This is a genomic window from Vagococcus hydrophili (genome assembly GCF_011304195.1).
Lineage (GTDB): Bacteria > Bacillota > Bacilli > Lactobacillales > Vagococcaceae > Vagococcus > Vagococcus hydrophili.
The window spans coordinates 406,598-426,861 of record NZ_CP049887.1; the positions used below are offsets into that span (position 1 = coordinate 406,598).

The window sequence follows — 20,264 nt, forward strand, 5'->3', positions numbered from 1 at the left end:
ATAAACGGTTAGGATTTTAGATCCTAACCGTTTATTTTTTATTTCATAATGTCATAAATTTCTTTAGATAAAATAGAGATTGTTTCATAAGAAGTATTATTTTGTGTCATCACTGATAAAACATACGGTGTATCTGTATAAACAACTGCCACATCATGTCTAAAACTTCCTACATCACCAATTTTATGAGCAACTCTAACTGGTAGATATTTAGGAATACGTTGATCATCAAAAACCGTATTTTGCATGTAAGACATTACTTGTCCACCTTGACGATACATCGCACTAATTAATAGTGCATTTTCTTTAGCAGAAATTTGGAAAGGCGATTGCCACTGACGACCAATAATACTTGAAATTTCACTTCTCATTTTGTAATCATATTGATTAGCACCGTAATATCCTAAGAAGTTCGCTCCTTGGTTATCTGAATATTTAGCTGTCCAATTTAACATTGTATCTAATGAATAGTACGTTCCAAAAGGTTTCCCTTGTAATATTCCAGCTCCGCCTCTCATATATGAGTAAATTGGCATTTGATTAATCGCATCTGTGTATAGATATTTACGATTTGGATCAATTTTACCTTGATTAATCATTTTTTGAGTATAGTACATAGCGGGTAACTTCCCTGTACTTGCTGCTGTAAAAATACGACTACCATTCATTGATGCTGTTGAACCATCCACTAAACTCGTTACATAAATTCCATAATTATAAGAATTATATTTAGAGTTTAAAAGCACTTGAACTTTTTCCATTTTCTCAGCTTCACTAGATACTGCTGATTCATTTAAATAGCCGTACCATTTTCCTTTATTATCATATAAAGAAACATAAGTTGAACCATTAAAATGTTGATATTTCCCTCTAGCATTAAATTTTTTCTTCATATAAGAAGATGTATTTCCTTTTTCATTCCATGAAAAATCTGACCACATTGGATAGTTAGACTTAACAATCATCACTTCTTTACCATAGCTTTGGTAAATTCCTTGAGCACCATCTGCTACAGTCACACCATTTTTATTAACATAACCAAGCCAAGTTCCCTTGTTATCAAATAAACTATAATAAGTTGCTCCGTTAAAATGACGATATTGCCCCTTAGCTAAGTAAGTTTTATTATATTTGTTATTAGTTTTTCCTAAGCTATTCCATGAAAAATTTCGCCACATATCATAATTATTTTTAGTGATAGTTACGTATTTACCAAAGTTTTGATAGCTGCCTTGAGCACCATCTGCTACTTTTACAAAATCTTTGTTAATGTAACCTTTCCAGACATTATTATTATCGTATAAAGAATAATAGTCATTACCATTGGCATGGTAATAAACACCTTTTGCTTTTAACGTTTGGTTGGCTAGGCTGCTGATTTTATGGCGACGATTCCAATCAAAACTATTCCATGTACTACCATTTTCATTTTTCACTGTGACATATTTATTAAATGAAACATAGTCACCTTGACTGCCTTGAGTTTGTTTCATTGCATTCTTATTGATGTATCCATACCATTTATCATTTAAGTCAAATAATGAATAATATGTTTCTCCGTTGTAATGGTGATATTCACCTTTAGCTAAAAACGTACGTTGATAAAATTTCTTGCTCTTATTTTTTTCTTTCCAATCAAAATTTTGCCAAATCGGATAATTAGGACTATTCATGATTACATACTGATTTAAACTATGATAAGCACCTTGCGCTCCATCAACAATTTTAGCATCCTTTTCATTTAAATAACCATACCACACACCCTTACTGTCATATAAAGAATAGTAGAGACTACCATCAAAATGATGATATTTTCCTCTAGCTAGGTAAGTATTTTTATAAAGTTTGTTCGTTTGATGTTTTTCTTTACCATCAAAATTTGATAATGTGCTACTTTGATTATTCGTGACTGTCACATACTTACCAAAGGATTGATAAATGCCGCCTTGACTTTCAGCAATAGAAACATCTTCTACTAAAACATAACCAATCATTTCTTCTTTAACAGAATATAATGTATAATAATTTTTGCCATTAACATGCTTAACTTGCTCTTTAGCTAAAAAAGTTTGCCCCTTAACATAACTATGATTTTCTAAAAATTCTAACTCTAAATTTTTATAAATTTTTGCCTTATCTTGATTTAGACTAACATATTTGTTGAAGTCTGCTTTTTCACTATCTAATGTGTCGTGTAATTTAATTTCTGATTCTTCTACAACACCAATCATACTTCCTTTTAAATCTGTTAACACATAATATGTTTTTTCATTAAAGATAAATTTTGTATCAGTTTTTAATAGAACATTTTCAATTTCAGATAATTTAACCAATTCTTTTAAGTCATTATCTTTAAAAATAATCGGTTCGTCTTTAATAAAACTAACATATTGTAATTTTTCTAATTTAATTAATTCTTTTTCAACATTATTTACTTCTTCTTTTGATTCACTTGTTTTTGTCGTGCTCGTTTCTGTTGTGTCTAACTCAATGCTTGATGTACTGCTTTCGACTTTTTCTGTCGTACTGGTTGAACTCGTACTTACCTCCGTCGACTCATTTAACTTTTCAGCACTTACTTCACCAGTTGATAACATAAATAAACTAAAGCATCCAATCAATACTGTAAAAATATTCTTTTTCATCTTACTGACAATCCTTCCTTAACTATTTTTTATCCTAACTATTTTAGTATACTCGTTTCCGCTCAAAAAAGAGGATAATTTTTCAATTAATCATCCTCTTCTAATAATTAGTTAATTACTGTTGTTGCATTGGCGTTAATATAACCATGCCATTTCCCTGCGTTATCATACAAAGATAAGTAAGTTGAACCATTGAAATTTTCATATCTTCCGCGAGCGGTAAAGGTCTGATTATATACTGAATCACCACTTTCGCGGTAAGCCCAGTCAAAATCATTCCACGTATTATAGTTTTTCTGTGTCACTTTAACATTTTTCCAATGGGATATATAGATACCATTTTTATCTGGAACAACTTTAGTAGCATCTTTATTTAAATAACCAATCCAGCTACCATTACCATCATATAATGAATAATAAGTACTACCATTAAAGTGTTCATATCTACCTTTAGCTAAATAGGTTTTTTCGTAGATATTAGTTGTATTTAGCAACGCTTTAGTAAATCCAAAATTTGACCAAATACTATAATTTTTTCTTTGAATAGAAATATATGACCCATCAGAAATGTAATCACCTTGACCACTTTTTTCTAAAGAAACAAGTTTTGCTTCTGCATACCCTTGCCATTTATCTTTTGAATCATATAATGAATAGTAAGTTTTACCATCCATATGATGGTATCTACCCTTGGCACGATACATTTGACCGTAAACATCATTTGTTGATTTTCTTACTGTTCCATTAAAATCATTGTATATTTTTTCATCTTTAGCCACTATTTTAGCGTATCTACCATCAGAGAAGTAAGCACCTTGCGCACCATCTCCTTGTTTAGTCGCTGCCGCATTAATATAGCCACACCAATTATCTTCTAAATCAAAGAGAGATAAGTAAGTTGAACCATTCGCGTTTTCATAACGACCTTTAGCAAAGAATGTTTTTTGGTAAACATCTTTATCTTCTAATTTTTCTTTCCATGAGAAATTACTCCACGTGTTGTAGCCTGATTTCTCAACTGTCACATATTTATTGTGGGCAATATAGTTTCCACTTTTATTAGCTACTGGTTTAGTTGCTTTTTCGTCTAAGTAACCATGCCAGTTTCCTTGAGTATCAAACAGTGATAGGAAGGTATTACCATTAAAATGATCATAATGACCTCTAACTTGATATGTTCTTTGATATAAGTTAGAAGTATTATTTTTTTCTTTGTTAAAATTAAAGTTTTGCCATACAGAGACACCTTTTTCTTCAATTGATACATAACGATTACTATCTGCTATATATTCACCTTGTGCTCCTGGTAAATCAATTGTTGCCTCTGCGTTTAGATAGCCGTGCCAATTTCCTTTAGCATCATATAAAGAATAGTAAACAGAACCATTTGTATGTTGATAACGCCCCTTAGCTTCAAATCTTTGACCATAAATTTGCTCAGATGATTCTCTAAATGTCCAATTAAAATCAGACCACGTATTGTAGCCTTTTTTATTCACTTTTACAAAACGACCATCCGCAATGTAGTTTCCTTGAGGCGGTAATTTCGTATCACTTGAAAAACTACCTACATAATCACTGGAAATATCATACACACCATGAACACCTGGGAACGTCATTGATGAAGACCATTGCCATGCTCCATATTGCGTGTGATATTGATGACTCGTTGGATTGTAAGGATAGGCAGCCACCCAAACTTTTTTATTACCAAGTTGACTCGGATTAATAACTCCTTCATTAATCCAATGTAAGCCTAAGTAATGATTTACATTTGAGTAACCTAAATTGTTTAATTGTTTTTCAAAGGCTTGAGCATTTTTAGTGTGGTTAACGCCTTTTTTATATTTTAACTCAGGTGCTTCTTGATCATTAACCATTAATGTTGATTTAGATAACCCTAACTCTTTCGCCATATTTGAGAAATAATTCGCTTCAGCTTTTGCACTTGCTTCTGATTCGAACCAGCTAAAGTGATAAACACTTACAATTAAACCTGCTGCTTGGGCATTTTTTATTTGATTTTTAGCAAAAGGATTTTTATAACTTGTACCCTCTGTTAACTTAACAGCCACCCCTTTAACACCATATGATTTCATAATTTTATATTCATCCACAGAGATATCATAATTGTGAGATGACACATCAATAAAATCTGCTCTTGGTTTGTTGTTATCTGTAATTGATAGTTTATTAGCTCTTGCTTCATATCCAAAAGCTGCTCGACTACTAATCATTAAATCTGAACGATTACCCGGGTAAAAGAATACATCATCATCAACGTCTGATGAATTCTCTTCTATTGAAGACTCTTCAACTTCATTTCCTCGAATATGTGTTTCAACGTTATTCGTTGTTTCTGTTGTCGAATTAGACTTAGTTTCCGCAACTTCGCTTGATACTTCTTCTTTTAATAATTTACTTGATGACTCTGTCCCGACAACTTGTTCTCCACTTACTTCTACTTTTTCATTTTTGATTTCAGCTTGCTCCGCAAAAGCAGCAACTGGTGCTGTTAATACGCTCAATGTTAAGCTTGCCAAAAGTAAATATGAATACTTTTTGTTATTCAACTATTTATCCTCCGTTTTTTTATTTCTTTTAATAGTTTAACACACTCTTAAATTAAATAAATAGAAAGTAACGTTTTTATTTTATTTCTCATTTTAACTACATAAAATAAATATTTAATAAACATTATATTTGCTTTTAAATCACCAAAAACACAATATCGTTTTTATTTCAAAACTTAATTATTTTGTTTATGTATTCCTACTTCTCTTAATAACGGATACTATTTTTTCTATAAATTTTTCAATATTCCGTTCATATTTTACATATTTTTTGATTTAAGTTTAAAAAAAAGCATGTTGATATAACTTTTTACACATGATAAACTTCATATAGTTTTAAAAAATACCCATTAAAAGGAGAGAAAAAATTGAAAAAGATTTACTTTGGTTTAATTTTGTTATCAACTATGGCTTTTAACACTAGCGTTTTAGCTGATGATAATCAACCAACCACACAGACAACTACTACTGAGGAAAGCATCCTTGTTGAATCCTCAACAGAAACAACAACTACAAAAGAATTAGTCACTTCTGAATCAAGTAGCCTTAAAGAAACAACTCAAACTGAGACTTCTGAAGCTAAAAAAATGGATGTAACACCAAAAGCTGAAATAACAAATCGTGCTGCTACGAAAGAAACAATCCCTGCACAAGGACCTTACATTACCGATGGTAGCTATGTAAAAATTACAAAGAAAAATTATGAGATTTGGCAAAACTTTAATTGGAAAAAGAAAGACGACACCACTAATCATTACGGAAAAGTCTATCTAGCTAAAGGACGTTATGAGCATAAAAATGGTCAGACTTACTACTCTTTATTCAATAATAAAGATCAATGGGTTGGTTACTTAAATGCAAATGCCACAACTAAAACTGTCGCCCAAGGACCTTATATCGCTGATGGAACTTATGTGAAATTCAAAAAAAGAAACTACCCAGCTCGGCAAAACTTTAACTGGAAACAAAAACAATCTGGCTCGGACATTGTAGAAGATCTTTACCAAGCAAAAGGGCGCTACGAACATTTCAACGGCTCAACTTACTATTCAATGTATGACTCAAAAGGAGTTTGGCAAGGTTATGCTAATGCCAATGCTGTTGTAAAAACAAGTAAAAAAGAAGGTCCGTATATCGCTGATGGACGTGAAGTAACTATCACAAAGAAAAATTATGACATCTGGCAAAACTTCAATTGGAAAAATAAAAGCAATACTAACAAATACTACGGTCAAAAAATGACTGCACGAGGCCGTTACTATCATTTTAACGGTGAACGTTATTATTCTCTATACGACAACAAAGGAACTTGGATTGGTTATTTAAATTCTAAAGCAACTACTGTTGTTACCGGTGAAAATGGTTCGAGACCAACTACTATTGATGAATTAGAAAAAGGTTATTCATCTAACGATGAAACTTATGATTACTGGGTACATTTCGCAGGAAATACTGGTCTATCATTTGCTAATGAGACAGATTTCGAGAAATATTTCCACAAATATTATCGTACTGGAAATAATTTAAATGTGAAACTAAAAGATACTGGCGAACGCAGAATGTCAATGGAAGCAGGTGGTGCTAAATCATTCTTCCCAAATGAAAATTATCAATAAAAAATAAATCTACCTACCAAGTTGCTTTTAGCAATTTGGTAGGTAGATTTTATTTTTCAGAAATAACTTCATACTTTTTAGAAACTTTATTAATAATTTTGTTTTCTTCTTTATTGTCTTCATATTGAACAAGAGAGAGGATGTGCTCTCCTGGTGCCATTGCATAAACCATTTCTGATAAAGAAACAGATAGATCAGAACCACTGTTTGTTTCCTCACTCATTAGAGCATCATCAATATAAACAAAAATATGCTCTTTACTAAAATCTTTTAGACTAAGTTTTAAAAGATTTTCTTTCTTTTCTTCAATTCTAACTTGAGTCTCATCCTTGTCGTTCTCAAATTTAAAATCTGCTTCGCCCACTGCTTTTTCTACCGTTTTTTTGTCGTCTTTCGGTAAAAAATAATCACTATTCTCCACTGTGGTTGATTCTGTAGTTTTATTTTTTGACGTACTGGATGTCGTTTCAGAAGTACGACATCCTCCTAACGAAATTAGGCTACTTACTAATAAACAGATTAATACTAGGTTTTGATTTATTTTCATATCTTTTTACTTTCCTTTACAATATCTACCAAAGATTGGAACAGATCATTATAAAATTTTTGATTGTAATGAACATAAAACAATCCCCATTTATGATCTATATCTCCGTAATACTCCGTTAAATCAAAGTCAATCGATTTTAAATTATATTTTTCCACTGCATATGTGTCAAATAAATTCCAAATTATATTAAATCGATCAATATGAAATGCTTTCCAACGATCTTCTTTCTTATCAGAAATAGATTTAAAACTTTGTTCGGGTTCATCCCAATATTTATCAACAAATCTGGATTTATTAATAATAATTTCTGTATTGAGGCAGTTTTTATTCATAAAATACATAAACCGATCAAAGTATATCTTCCACTTCTCAATATACTCATGAGAATTTTTAAAAACTGATAATTCTTTTCCCAATCCCAAACTAGAAAAATAATCTAATTTCTTATATTGCCATAATTTATTAGTAATAAAAGTACCACTAATCTCTTCTACAGAACCATAAAAAGTATCAGTATAAAAATCAACAATCAAATATTCTGGGGGATTTGCCTTTAATTCATTTAAATATGCTTTTGATAAATCACGCCTAAAGACATTTTTATAAAAATTAGTTACTTCACCATTCAACTCTTCTACTTCTTTAAAGTACGGCGATGACATTAATGAAATAACACTAACATGTTGTTGCTCATGAATTAACTCAAATTCCTCTTTGTAGTCAGCTATGAAGTCACTATTAAATATATCTCGAGACACGCAACTTCCCCAAACTGATATTTTAGTTTGTGACATGTAATACAGCCCCTCCTTTTTCTGCTTACTATCTAATTACTACCATTTTTCTTCCTTTTACTGCCATATAGTCATTAACTCTTTGTTCACTAAACCATCTTCTGTGGTTACCATTATCGTAAGCTGGATCTTGAACTAAATAATAGCCATCTTTATAACCAGCAAAAGTCATAACATGAGTTGTTAGTGAGTTAGTTCCATCACTTAATCCTACTCTTCCCCAAAATAGGACCGGATTACCTAAACTTAATTCTCTTTTTACATAACTCATAGATTGCCCTGTAATATTTTGTGTATCTCCACCTAGTGATCTCATAAAATTATTTAATCCAATTGGTGAGATAACTGCTCTAAAATCTAAATATGTCCAAGGATTTCCGATTTGTCCAATGTCTGGGTTAGTTGGATGTTGTGGCAAGTTATTATAAAACCATACTAAATTCTTATCCATTGCTTTATTTTTAGAATGTAAGGCTGTATAGGCAGAACACGCTGCACAACCACTTGGAGCATATCCAGCAGAACTTATTTGGTTGGCTTGAATTAAAGGTACAATTACTTCATTTCCAAGATTGTTTAAGCCTTCTTTTTTCATCCAACCAATATTTTTACCATATGATTTTAATTCATAGTAAACACCATAGTTTGTTTTAGCTTCTGAAGCGATTTGAACATTTTGTCCATAGTAAGTAGACGAATTACTTTTAGGTTTTGCTCCATATACGTATGGTCTATCCCATAATGTCCAGTTCCACTTAGCAACTTGTTTCATAGGTATCGAAACACTCTTCTTATATTCTACTTTATCAAGCAATGTTGTTCCTGAATCCTTGATCCAACCCACATATTGATAACCGCCGTTTTTCTTAGCCCACATTTTATAGTAAGTACCATAATTGGTTTTTGCTTTTCGTGTAAATAAAAGTGTTTGATTACGATAGTTACTTGTATTAGCTACTGCCTTAGTTCCAGGTTTATATGGTCTTTCCCAAATATCCCAATTACTCTTTAAAATTTCACCGTATGTATTTGGTATCAATTCACCAGACATTTGATTAATTTCTGGAATATTATTTGATAAACCTGACTCATTTAGCCAACCTTTATACTGATAGCCACCATCACGATATACCCAAATCTTTACATATGTACCAGACGAATTTTTAGCACGACGTGTGATAAGAACTTTTTCATTTAAATATTCTGTTGTATTTTTTACTACCTTAGAACCACTTTGATAAGGTTCATTCCAAATACTCCAATCATCTTTAGTTATAAACTTGTAAGTATTGGGTACTAACGCACCTTCCTTAGTGTATAAAGGATCTACAGCATCAACAGCATTTTTATTTATCCAACCAATCACACCGTTTTTTGTTTCAATTAAAACATATTTAGTACCATTTGATACTGACTCACGAGTAACTGTTACATTCTTTTCGTAGTAAGTTGAAGAATTAGCTATCGATTCTGCACCAGAAACATAGGGTTGATCCCAAATATCCCAATTTTTTTTATAAACTCTTTGCTCATAAGGCGTCACTTTTTGTCCAAGTTCTAAGTTCCCTAGACCTGATTTATTAATCCAACCAATCGGAGTTATTTGATCAGCACTTTTACTTGAAATTAATACATACGTTGAATTTCCTTTTTGAGCTTCACGAGTAACAACAACTATGTTTTGATAGTAAGGTGTCGAAATTCCTAATGATTTTGCTCCATTCTCATATGGTTTATTCCAAATATCCCAATCTTTTCGATAAACTTTTTGTTCGTAATCTGTCACCTTTTGACCTGCATTTAGATCGATAATCTCTTCTTCTGAAACTTGTTTTTCAGTAGTTGTTGAAACACTTGTTTTATCTTTTGAACTATCCACTGAACTTTCTGTTGTTGTTTCTTCTGTTGAACTAAAAGTACTCGTTGTTTCAATTTCGCTTGATTCTGTAAAAACTGTCGTGTCCTTTTTAGGTAAATTAACACTACTTTCTGTTGCAGCATAAACAAAGGGAGTGCTAGTAAAAAATAGAGCAGTAGCAACGAACAAATAACTAACATACTTCTTATTCATTTTATATCACTTCTTCCTAAATATTTTTTCAAAGGCTTGTTTAGATGCTTCACCTTTTTCAAACTCATTATACCTACTTCTAAATTCATTTAATTTTAAGCTATATTCTTTTTGATAATTTTCAAGATCTTCTAATGATTCAATTAACTCTTCTGTTTTCTTACATAGTTTTCCTGGAGCTTCTTCCTCAAAATCTAAATACATTCCTCTAAGAACATCTCTATAATACTCAAGATCATACGTAAAGAATAACATCGGACGATTTAAATTAGCATAATCAAACATGATAGAAGAATAATCGGTAATTAATACATCTGTGATTAATAATAACTCTTGAACATCTGGATAGTTACAAACATTGACAACAAAATCTTCAACTTCATCTAAATCTAACGATTTAGCCACAAAATAGTGTAATCTAACTAATAAAACATAATCATCAGATAATTTTTCTCTCATTTCTTTGATATCTAATTCGAAGTTAAAGCCACTCTTATTTCGATAAGTAGGTGCATAAAGAATTACTTTTTTATCTGCTGGAATATTTAGTTTTTCTTTTAACTTAATTGAAATGTCTTGATGTTCTTCTGCATTTACAAGTAAATCGTTTCTAGGAAAACCAAATTCTAACATTTCTTTATTAAATTCGAAAACTCTCCTAGCAGTTTTTGTCATGAAACTACTTGGAGAAACTAAGTAATCCCAACGACCATGTCTTTTTCTAAAACCTTCTAATTGCTCTTTTGTTTTTACTTCATCCTCTACATCTAATCCCATAGTTTTTAAAAATGTTCCATGTAGAGTCTGTATTTCAACACTAGTATCACGTTTTATATATTCATTAGGCCAATTCACATTGTTGATAAAATATTTCGACCTAGCTAAGTAATAGTAGTAACGCCAGCTATTTTTCTTAACTTTAATTGCATTACCTTTAACTTCCTCATATGGATTATTTAAACTCCAAACACATGTATATCCTGGATAATTCTGATCTACATACTCATACATAGCTTTCGGATTACAACTATATGATCTGCCCCAATATGCTTCAAACATAATCATCTTTTTCTTTTGAGGTAGTTTCATGAAGAAAGGATATATCTTGTCTTTCAACATCTTCTTACGTCTTGGACCTTTATCAAAATATTCTTTTTCTAAAGAAGACATCAATTGAATTTCATGTCTAACATTTTTTTCAATAATAAAATTATTTTTCAAAATACTCCAGCGAATTTTTTGACCTAAATATTTCATTACAACTACTCGTTTAGTAACTCCGTCATTAGTTTTTATTACTTGACTAAATTTCCAAGAAGAATTACCAAACATATGTAAATCATTCTCTGAAACTTTTATTTGATAACTTAATTTAGCAACTTCTTCAGTTATATCAATTTTAACTGGATTAACATTAAATACTAAACCATCTTTATTTCTAACACCTTGTAAACTAAATTTAGATAGTTCTTCTACATTCAAATCATCTAAATCTTGGATAATATCAAAAGTTAAATTGAATACTTTGTTACCATCTTGATGACCATTAATTTCTATTAATTTAGCAGTAATTTCATCAAGAATATAAATCTGTAAAAAGTTATTTCTTGTTTTATTTGAACAAATTTCTTTATTTCCATACTTATGGAATTCAGTTTTGAAATCCTCTGAGACTTCAACTTTAAATTCATTATCATTTTCAAAAAATTGTGGATAAAAATTTTCTCTACTAGAAATCTTCTCCATATCTGAAATATCAAAACATAATTCAAATGATTTATCTTGTGGGTTAACTACCACTTCTTTTTCTATATAATGGTTTAAATGATAATTAGTTAAACGAATAATATTTATTCTTTCATCTACAAAGCAACCTAAAAGTTTCACTTGATCTTTCTCAAGAATAACATTGTTTATCACTCCACCCACAGGAGTTGCATTTATCTTTAATTGCCATTGTTTATTGTATAATATGCGATAAACAACATTATTAATCTTAATATCCTTAGGACGAGTACCATATCCTTTGGCTGGTTGACCTATGAATAATTCTTGCGTAAAATCACCATTTTCAATACTCAAACTCACTGAGCACTCGTACTTAAGTAACTCCTGAATTTCAATATTGGAAAGATCCATTTTTATTTTATAACCTGAATAATCATAATCATACGTTCTTTTAACTAAATTTTCTTGTTTGCCACCACCGTAAATTTGAGTGTTACTTTGGTCTTTATATAATTCAACGGGCAGAGATACTTTTTTACTTCCCTTATCTGAATTTAGATAGGCTTTATATTTAACACTACTATTCGTATCAAGGTATTTTAAGAACGCTACACCATCTATTTCAAGAATATTTTCTTCCCAAGAAACTTTTTTTATCTTTGTTACAGGGGAAACATCTGAAGTCATATCAAAATAAGAACTGTCTAAAAATGTCTCAAAAATAGAATTGTCGATTTTTTTTACTAATCTTCCATCTACTAAAATATTCTTTAATTGCCAAAATTCTTTGCTATGAGTACTAAATAATACTAGGTCCTCTTTTCTATTCTCCATGACTAAGCGATATTTTATTTTATTAATAGTCGCTAGTCTCTCTTGAAAGACATCTGTTTTCATATTCTCAATATAATTAGTTACTGACTTTGAAAACAAATCAAAGTAAGATTCATCTGTTTCAGACAATTGATCTAAAAATAATTTCAAGTCAATTTCCAATTCTTTTAATTCTTTCTTCTCAATAAATTCTTTATTATCAACAGCCATCTCTTTAATAATGTCATTAAACATTGCCATTGCAGTAATTCTATCCAACATATTTTTTTCATTATGCCTTGATTGTGTTATAGATTTATCGCCATCGTTTCGTAACTGCCATCTATAAACATAATCATTAATTATATTAGTGTTAGAAGATTTCAAATGAGCTTCCATATTAAAAGGAATGTCTTCATAAAGGATCCCTTCTGGAAACGTGATTTTATTTTGATGTAAAAATGATGTTTTAAAAAGCTTATTCCAAGATGTCGTATCAAATAACAAGTTAGGATATTCTAAAATATGAGTTCCTACCTTCTCATCTGAGAATATTTTTTTATGTAATCCACTCAAGAAAAATTTTCTAGTTGAATCAAATCTTGAAACGTTCCCAACTACAATATCAGCATCATTAATTCTAGCTGAATTTAATAATTTTTCATATGATTTTGGATAGATAATATCATCGCCATCAATAAATGTAATATAGTCCCCTGTAGCTTTTTTCATCGCAATATTCCTAGCCTCACCAGGGCCTATATTAGATTCTTCAATCAATATTATGAAAGGATATTTTTCTTGATAGTCTTTTATTATGGATTTCGTCATATCTGTAGAACCATCATCTACTATAAACACTTCTAGCTCAATATTAGAATCTATTTGTTCTACTAAAGATTCTATCGCATCAGAAATGTATTTTTCTACATTGAAAGTTGGCATTATCGATGTGATTTTTACTTTGTTCAATTTATTTCCCCCTATTAATCCTATAAATAAATTCAAATTCTATAGATTTAATGATCTCATTTATTCAAAAGATAAGACTGATTTTACTATCAGTCTTATCTTTTTCTGTCTCTTTATAACAAACTCTTAAGTTCTATCTCTGGATACTTATCAGCAAACCAACGCATTGCAAATTGATTTTCAAACAAGAATAACGGTTGATCGAAACGGTCACGAGCTAAGATGTTTCGGCTTGAACTCATTTTTTCATCTAATTGTTCCGGTTCGATCCAGCGAGCAATTTTAGTTCCCATTGGTTCCATAATAATTTCAGTGTTGTACTCTCCTTGCATACGGTGTTTGAACACTTCAAATTGTAATTGACCTACGGCACCAATAATAATATCCTCAGTTAAATACGTTTTATATAACTGAATGGCACCTTCTTGGACTAATTGATTCAATCCTTTATGGAATGATTTTTGTTTCATCACGTTTTTAGCAGTAACACGCATAAATAATTCTGGCGTAAATGATGGTAAGTCCTCAAATTCGATTTTTTCTTTACCAGTGTAAATCGTGTCTCCAATTTGATATAGACCAGTATCGTATAACCCAATAATATCTCCCGCCACAGCTGATTCTACTTGCTCGCGAGAATCCGCCATAAACTGAGTGGAATTATTTAATTTAATTTTTTTACTTTCACGTGATAATTGGACATCCATTCCACGTTCAAATGAACCAGAACAAATACGGACAAAAGCAATTCTATCACGGTGAGCTGGATTCATATTCGCTTGAATTTTGAAAACAAATCCTGAAAAGTCTTCACTATAAGGACTTACTACATCTTCCGCTTTTGTAATATGAGCCGTTGGTTGTGGCGCAAATTGTAAGAATGTTTCTAAGAAAGTCTCCACACCAAAATTTGTTAAGGCTGAACCAAAGAAGACAGGTGTTAATTTACCCGTTGCGATTTTTTCCTCAGAAAATTCATTCCCTGCTTCCATTAATAATTCCACATCATCTTGAACTTGATCAAAAATTGATAATTGCTTAATTGGATGATCTATCTCTAACTCACGGTTGTCATTTAAAGGTAAGAAACGTTCCCCATCATAACGATCTGGACGATGAATTTCCACACGATTATGGAACATATCATATAATCCTTCAAATCCTTTACCCATACCAATTGGCCAGTTCATTGGATAAGATTCAATCTCTAAAACTTCTTCCAACTCCTCTAGTAACTCTAAAGGTTCACGGCCATCTCTATCTAATTTATTGATGAAGGTGAAAATTGGAATCCCACGCATACGACACACTTGGAATAATTTCTTCGTTTGTGCTTCGATACCCTTGGCGCTATCGATAACCATCACGGCACTATCCACAGCCATTAAGGTACGATACGTATCCTCAGAAAAATCCTCATGTCCGGGTGTATCTAAGATATTGACACGTTTACCGTCAAAATCAAATTGCATCACAGAACTGGTTACAGAAATCCCTCTTTGTTTTTCAATATCCATCCAGTCAGACTTAGCAAAATTCCCTGTTTTTTTCCCCTTAACAGTACCAGCATTACGAATTGCCCCACCAAATAAAAGTAACTGCTCAGTAATTGTTGTTTTCCCAGCATCCGGATGGGAAATGATAGCAAACGTACGACGACGTTCCACTTCTTGTTTTTGATTAAAAACCATATTTTTCTCCTAACACATTTTTATATTTAAAATTGATTGACATTTTTCACAAAACATCTTCTATTATAGCATGATAATAGGGGAAAGTGAATGTTATAGAAAAATAGTCAATTATAAATTAATGAAAAATAAAGTCATACAAAAACAACACATAGTTACCTATAATTTCCTCCTTCAACACCCAAATACTCCTCTAAACATTGACCTGAATTCATAATTTTATTCGCTTGATCTTTCCCAACATATCTAACATGCCAAGGCTCTCCTTGATAACCAGTGATAGGTGTTTTACTTGCTTTATACCTGATAATAAAACCATACTTATGAGCATTTTGCGACAACCAATTTGCTTCCCAACCAGATTCTATTAATGTTCCATTGCCGTGTCTCAAATCAAAAGTTAAACCTGTTTGATGTTCCGAATGACCAGGTCTTGCACAAAATGTATCTGTTTTAGCTTGACCGTTGATTCTAACATAGTCATTATATATTTGTTCTTGATACTGATAAGTTCTGAAACCAGAATAAGAATTACTGACACTCATTCCTTGTCTTTGCATATCAGAAATCATGTAACGTACTTGTCTACCTGCTTCTCCATTTTCACCTGGATTAAAATAAGAGGGAAGTTTAATTTTTTTATTGGCTATCATAATGTTATCAATATACAAGACACCATTTTTTTCTTGCCATGATTTACTGCCTTTTTGGTTCAAATATCCCATCCATTTATTGTTATCATAAACCGAACTATAAACATCTCCATTAAAGTGGTGGTATTGATACTTCACAGTATATTTTTTCTTAGCTACATTATTGGTGTTATTCTTCTTTTGCCATGAAAAGTTTTGCCACATCGGATAATTATTATTAGGAATTGCGATTGTTTGATTGACTTTAATCGCTTGACCTTCTCTACCTGATGCCAAAGTTACCGCATCTTGATTAACATAACCTAACCAGCGATTTTTGTTATCATAAACGGAATAATAAGTTGAGCCGTTATAATGATTGTACTTCCCTTTCATTAAAAGAGTTTGCTCATAATATCGACTAGTATTGTTTATTTCTTTACTAAAAGAAAAATTATTCCATAATGAATACCCTTTTCTATTCACTGTTCCGTACTTTTCTAGGGATAAATAACCACCACCACGACTGTCGCCTTCTTTAACACCACTCTTATTAAGATAGCCTAGCCATTCATTCTTATTATTGTAAATCGAATAATAAACTGAGCCATTAAAATGATGGTATTCACCCTTAGCCAACATGGTTTGTTCGTAAAATTTAGTACTATTATTCTTTTCTTGACTAAAATCAAGATTTCTCCACATAGCGTAATCCTTTTTAGTTAACGTCACATACTTGCCTGATGGAATATAGATTCCTCCACGATGCTCACCAATCGTTACACCATCTTGATTTATGTAACCTAACCAATTATCTTGATTATCATAAACCGAATAATAAACGGTACCATTAAAATGATGATATTCACCTTTCATTAGCAGCGTTTTCTGATAAAAATTGCTAGAATTATTACGTTCTTGACTAAAGCTAAAATCTTGCCATAAGGAGTAGTTTTTCTTAGTAACTGTCGCGTATTTCCAAGTACTTATATAGCTACCACCACGATGCTCACTTAGTGTAATATCTTCTTGATTTATAAAACCTAAAAACTCATTTTTATTATTATAAAGCTCATAATATGTAGATCCATTAAAATGATGATACTCATTTTTTATCGATAGCGTTTTTTTATATAACACTTGCTGATCTTCTATTTTTTCTTTTTGTTCTACGTCTTTCCATAGCGAATAATTAGAACTTAGGACAGTACCATATTTATCTACTTTTGTAGGGGCACCACTGGCGTTTTCAGTTATTTCAACAGCAGATGACAAAACATAGCCGATTCTTTTTTGATTATTATCTATTAATAAATAAGCTTTATTTTGTTGTTGCTCATCCTTAACTTCTTCAGTGATTTGAAAAGTTTTATTAAGATGTTCATCCGTTTTACCTTTAACAGTCGTTAAATCCTGATCTTCCCAAATAGTGACACCACTCTTTTTAATCGTGCCATAATAAGAAACTGATATTTTTTGATTTTCTTCTTTATCTTTAACATCCTTAGTTTCTGTTGTCTCAGTTGTAACGACTCCCTGTTCTGATAATTTTGTAGAATCTGTAGTAAAACTTTCCTTAGTTTCACTGCTACTACTCGTTTCAGTTAATTCCAATGTTTCTTTTTCAGAATTCTTAGTCGCTTCTTGAGCTGAGACAGTCGTTGCAGAAACAGCAACCGACACCAGTCCCATCAACATTAATATTTTTATTTTTTTCATAACCAAACTCCCTTAAAAAAGGTTGACTAAAAAGCCAACCTTTTATTTTATTTATCTAATAACCACTGATTTTTTCTCATTGTATTGATATGACGCCTGTAATGTTGAAGCACTTACCCAATTAACACCTCTATCATTTGGATCCACTAGGTGATACATATTAGTTTGACTATTATAACCATCAAGCGTGACGACATGAGCATTTTCAACACCACGTCCCCAGTGATAATTATGATATCTTGGTTTAGCATACTCTAATGTTATGTATAAAACTATCGGATTTCCTTTTTCTAACTCATTTGAAAGCCGCTTAAATTCAGTACCAGAAATATCTGCTGCCGTTCCATGAGCATAATCGTTAGCCCATTTTGTTAAAGGTTTAGGGAAAATAGAGTGATAAACCCCATCTCTCACCACATAAGGAGAACCAGAGAATCCTTCGTTTGGATTGTTATTCTTCGAACGAGGCATCTCTTCTATAAAAGGTGCTAATGTATAGTTTTTAGCAAATCCTTTAACTTGAAGTGCCTGTAGTAAACTAGCTGCTTCACATCCCATATCAGCATGTATATCATTTTGATTATGAGTAGGCGCATTTAACATCACATAAGTCGAGTTTTTTCCTGCTGCTTCTTTAACTCCTGTATTATTTAAATAACCTAGCCAATTATCCCCTTCATACATAGAATAATAGGTTGAACCATTATAGTGTTCGTACTTGTATTTCACTTTATAAGGTTTGTTAACAAGTCCTTTTGTTGTTCCTTTTTTGGAAGAAAAATTAAGATTTCTCCATAGATCATAATTACCATTAGTTACTGTCACAACTTTATTCATTGGAATGGCGTAACCAGAGCGCTCGGTAAATTTAGTGCCATTAGAATTGATATAACCATACCACTTGCCTGAACTGTCAAAAATAGACAGATAGGTTTCACCATTGTAATGTTGATATTTACCTTTTGCTAAAAAAGTCTTCTCATAAATATTTTTTGAGTCACCACGTTTTTTCCAATCAAAATTTTGCCACATTGTGTAGTTATTTTTAGTAATCGATACATACTTATCGTAATTTTGATAGCCACCTTGCGCGCCATCCGCAACTGTCACAAAATTCTTATTCACATAGCCTTGCCACTTATTATCTTTATCATATAAAGATAAGTAATCTTCACCATTAGCGTGATAGTAAATCCCTTTTGCTTTATAAGTTTTATTAGCTAATTGGCTCAATGGTTGGCGTGCGTTCCAGCTAAAACTATTCCAAGCACTACCGCCGCTGTTTTTGACTGTGACGTACTTATTATAAGAAACGTACTCACCCTGATTTTCTGTTGTCAGTTTTGTTCCTGTACTGTTGATGTAGCCATACCATTTATCGTTTAAATCATATAACGAATAGTAAGTATCTCCATTAAAATGACGATACATCCCCTTAGCTACAAATGTTCGGTTCAAGAATTGCTTGCTATCATATTTTTTCTGCCAGTTAAAATTTTGCCAAATCGTATAATTATCTTTATTAATAATCACATTCTGACCAAATTCTTGATAACTTCCTTGCGCTCCTTCGGTAATAGTTAGATCTTTTTCAGAAACATAGCCTAACCAATTACCTTTGTTATCATCCATTGAATAATAGATAGTACCGTCAAAACTATGGTATTTACCTCTTACTCTTAAGGTTAGATCCTTATATTGAACTAAACTATTTTTTACAGTTCCTTCAAAATCTGAATATGCTGATCCATTAACATTAACATCAGTTCCGTATTTCCAAAAAGACTGATAAACACCACCTTGACTTCCAGCTAGTTCTATATCATTTGAAGAAACAAAACCTACTTTTTCATCTAAGTGATTAAATAATAAATAAAATATATTTCCATCTGATTTAGTTATTTTTTCTTTGGCTAAAAAAGTTTGACCTTTAACAAAAGAGGATTCATTAGATGTTGCTTCTTCCATATCTAAATAAATCATTGGATGCTCTTTATTAACACTAATAAACTGATGAATTTCTTCTTTCTGATTCTCAGAAATCGGTGCTGTATCCTCTTCTTTTATATCTTCATTTTTTTGAGGACTAACCTTTTCAACACTATGACTTGTGATTGACTCTGTTGTTTCTTGTGTCAACTCAGTACTCTCTGTGCTCATAACCACACTACTGGAAGACGTTGTGGTCGTTTCCTTAACTACTTCTTCTGCTAAATAAGTATCGGTTGATACTAAAATCATACAACTAAAGCAGCCCAACAAAATTTTATTTTTCACTTTTTCGTTCCTCCTTCTTCTTATTAAACTAATAACTTCTATATTTATCGGATGTTTCCATAAAAAAATAAAACAGTTCATTTCAAAAAAACAGTCTAATTGAACTATTTATACAATATCATTCTAGCATACTCACTCATATCCATAAACCGTGTAAAAATATTGATTTAAGAAAAAAACTCT

At 31.4% G+C, this 20,264-nt stretch carries 10 protein-coding genes; 1 reads left to right on the forward strand and 9 read right to left on the reverse strand.

Annotation, left to right across the window (positions count from 1 at the left end; all coding sequences use genetic code 11):
• Window positions 1-38 precede the first annotated feature (38 nt).
• Together G7082_RS01990 and G7082_RS01995 are read right to left on the reverse strand one after the other, a co-directional pair.
• Entirely contained in the window at window positions 39-2,645 is a 2,607-nt protein-coding gene (locus G7082_RS01990; RefSeq protein WP_166033497.1) for a serine hydrolase, read from the reverse strand.
• Window positions 2,646-2,752: 107 nt separating this feature from the next.
• Window positions 2,753-5,218, reverse strand: a complete 2,466-nt coding sequence (locus G7082_RS01995; RefSeq protein WP_166033498.1) for a GH25 family lysozyme — start codon at window positions 5,216-5,218, stop codon at window positions 2,753-2,755.
• Window positions 5,219-5,586: 368 nt separating this feature from the next.
• Here G7082_RS01995 and G7082_RS02000 point away from each other — a divergent pair, with 368 nt between their 5' ends.
• Window positions 5,587-6,834, forward strand: a complete 1,248-nt coding sequence (locus G7082_RS02000) for a hypothetical protein (RefSeq protein ID WP_166033499.1) — start codon at window positions 5,587-5,589, stop codon at window positions 6,832-6,834.
• 49 nt (window positions 6,835-6,883) lie between these two features.
• Here the strand turns inward: G7082_RS02000 and G7082_RS02005 are convergent, their stop codons facing one another.
• The 7 genes from G7082_RS02005 to G7082_RS02035 form a co-directional block, all read right to left on the reverse strand.
• Window positions 6,884-7,381, reverse strand: coding sequence for a hypothetical protein (locus tag G7082_RS02005; protein ID WP_166033500.1), 498 nt, complete (start codon window positions 7,379-7,381; stop codon window positions 6,884-6,886).
• Window positions 7,378-8,178, reverse strand: a complete 801-nt coding sequence (locus tag G7082_RS02010) for a DUF6270 domain-containing protein (RefSeq protein ID WP_166033501.1) — start codon at window positions 8,176-8,178, stop codon at window positions 7,378-7,380. Before G7082_RS02010 ends, G7082_RS02005 begins: the two co-directional genes overlap by 4 nt.
• 28 nt (window positions 8,179-8,206) lie before the next feature.
• Window positions 8,207-10,249 carry a GW dipeptide domain-containing protein gene (locus G7082_RS02015; protein WP_166033502.1) on the reverse strand — a complete coding sequence of 681 codons (2,043 nt, stop codon included), beginning with the start codon at window positions 10,247-10,249 and terminating at the stop codon, window positions 8,207-8,209.
• Window positions 10,250-10,255: 6 nt separating this feature from the next.
• The gene (locus tag G7082_RS02020; RefSeq protein ID WP_166033503.1) at window positions 10,256-13,762 is read right to left on the reverse strand and encodes a bifunctional glycosyltransferase/CDP-glycerol:glycerophosphate glycerophosphotransferase; all 3,507 of its coding nucleotides are present in this window, start codon (window positions 13,760-13,762) and stop codon (window positions 10,256-10,258) included.
• A gap of 113 nt (window positions 13,763-13,875) precedes the next feature.
• Entirely contained in the window at window positions 13,876-15,453 is a 1,578-nt protein-coding gene (locus G7082_RS02025) for a peptide chain release factor 3 (RefSeq protein WP_166033504.1), read from the reverse strand.
• A 155-nt stretch (window positions 15,454-15,608) separates the two neighbouring features.
• Window positions 15,609-17,804 carry a M15 family metallopeptidase gene (locus G7082_RS02030; RefSeq protein WP_166033505.1) on the reverse strand — a complete coding sequence of 732 codons (2,196 nt, stop codon included), beginning with the start codon at window positions 17,802-17,804 and terminating at the stop codon, window positions 15,609-15,611.
• A gap of 51 nt (window positions 17,805-17,855) precedes the next feature.
• A complete protein-coding gene (locus G7082_RS02035) occupies window positions 17,856-20,081 on the reverse strand; it encodes a C39 family peptidase (RefSeq protein ID WP_166033506.1) in 2,226 nt (741 codons plus the stop codon).
• Window positions 20,082-20,264 lie beyond the last annotated feature (183 nt).